Origin of the sequence: Leptospira wolffii serovar Khorat str. Khorat-H2, from assembly GCF_000306115.2 — a bacterium.
Taxonomy (GTDB): domain Bacteria; phylum Spirochaetota; class Leptospiria; order Leptospirales; family Leptospiraceae; genus Leptospira_B; species Leptospira_B wolffii.
Genome location: NZ_AKWX02000003.1, coordinates 1 through 1,914, shown reverse-complemented (window position 1 = coordinate 1,914; position 1,914 = coordinate 1). Strand labels below are relative to the sequence as shown.

At 39.3% G+C, this 1,914-nt stretch carries 2 protein-coding genes; both read right to left on the bottom strand.

Annotated elements, in window-relative coordinates:
* Window positions 1–428 precede the first annotated feature (428 nt).
* The gene (locus tag LEP1GSC061_RS00045) at window positions 429–845 is read right to left on the bottom strand and encodes a hypothetical protein (RefSeq protein WP_040507447.1); all 417 of its coding nucleotides are present in this window, start codon (window positions 843–845) and stop codon (window positions 429–431) included.
* Between the two features lie 442 nt (window positions 846–1,287).
* On the bottom strand, window positions 1,288–1,914 hold a 627-nt coding region (locus LEP1GSC061_RS00035), incomplete at its 5' end, for a hypothetical protein (RefSeq protein ID WP_040507442.1).

The window sequence follows — 1,914 nt, the reverse complement described above, 5'->3', positions numbered from 1 at the left end:
CTCCTGCTCCTCTGAAGGGGGGAAGTCTCCCCTTCGCAAAAGCCGCATTTGCGTCTTTTGCTACCCCCTCTCCGGGGGAATTTACTCCTTCGAAACCCCGGACCCACGTTTGCTTTCATATCAAAATATTATTTATCATAAGTAAGTAATGTAAGGGTTGAAATCTGATCAAAATTTGAATCAGTCCAGATTCCAAGATCCTTCTCTATATTCCTAAAAATGAGTTGTTTCGCACAGTTTTCTTCCCGAGATGTCCCCGAGTTAAGAGATAAATCACAGTTCGTTGATATTATCATGGCCATGGCCGAAATGAAAAAAAAATTATATTATGCATTCTAATCTCCTCTACTGGACGCCGTGATAATGACGCTCAATACTAACGTATAGAATACCCTCCAATGAATCTTCACTTAAACCTTAACTTCCTGTTATAAACACCCATCTGGAATAATCGTTCCGGTCGGGCCATCGAATAAATTACATTCTCCAACGTTGATTGTTCCAGGGGTAGTGATGAATGCACCGTCGTTAATCGTGCTGCTAAAATCAAAATTAGGAAAGTTGAATAACTCCCCGCCAATATCGGCAACGAGACGATACGAACCTGATTTATTTGTATCAATCCCATACTGCAGGGTGGTTCCGGAGGAATTTACCGAAAATACACCATCTTGGATATAAAATACTGCGTTTCCAATATCGGATCGATTTCGAATCTGGATCTTTGCGTTCGTTCCAGATAAAAGCATGACAAGACAACCTTCGCAGCCACTTGGAGAATGTTCTCCACAATCTATCATCTCAAACCCAAGAATAAGAATGATCAATATTTTAAGTGATTTCATAAATACCCGTTCAAAACATCATATAATACACTTTGTAAGAATGCGCCCGGATAAACTTCTTTATATAGAAGTTGATAATCAATTATGTATTGCTCTTTTTTTTCTGAAATAGAATATTCAGAACTGCAATGGCTTAAGAAAAAGCAGATTAGCAAATGCAAAAGAAGCTTGATTGTTATTTTCATTGCGAACCCGGCCGATTGGATGGGGGGTCAAGGCACGGTATATGCGCCTCACCTTATTTATTGCACTTTAGGGCTATGATCGTGACCCTTTGGTCAAATTCGACCTTATTAATCACTCCACTTTCTAAATCAAAACTAGCTAAAATTAACTCTTGATCACAAGACATAGAAGATCTCCCCCTTTGATCACAATTTAGTAATGATAGAGCCCAAAAGCAAATTGTAAAAAAAATTCTCCAATCCATTAAATGCACCATTCAATATCCTTTATTAAAGTTTGACCAGTTAATTAATTGATTATAAAATTCATCCGATATGAATTTATTATAATTCATCCATCTTATAAGCATTGCGGTTTGTTGATATCCGATATACCCTGCGGATAAATCAGCTTCAATCTCTTTCCCTCCGCCGAAATATTTGAAAATGCCACCGCCCTCACCATTGATGGATCCTTCTCTAGTTCGGTTTTGAATGATATGTTTCCGCTCATGCAATACGTGTGCATAAGTATCCTTTCCAGTCGCAAATGAAGTTACATATCCTCTCGTTTCTCCATAATATCGTTTACTCATAAGATGATTTGCATAAAACGAATTCCTTATGATAGCCCCACCCGGAACTCTTTCTACAGTCGGCATAGGTTTTCCTTCCATGGGATTCAAAATGGAACTGGCACCATAGTCTATCCCGCCGGAAGCATATCCCGAAAAGAAAGCGGAAGGATTATACAATAATTGCTTACCATTGGTGACCAAACCATACGTGACACCTGCAACTCCCCATCCTAAAGGTCCTAGTGCGACCGCTCCAATAAATTGCACAGCATTTCCGGCACCTTTTCCAAAATCACTCCATCTATCCCCACTCACAAAGAAAGCCCT

Coding starts and splice junctions, on each gene's coding strand:
- LEP1GSC061_RS00045 (WP_040507447.1), bottom strand. CDS start 845: ATGAAATCACTTAAAATATTGATCATTCTTATTCTTGGGTTTGAGATG.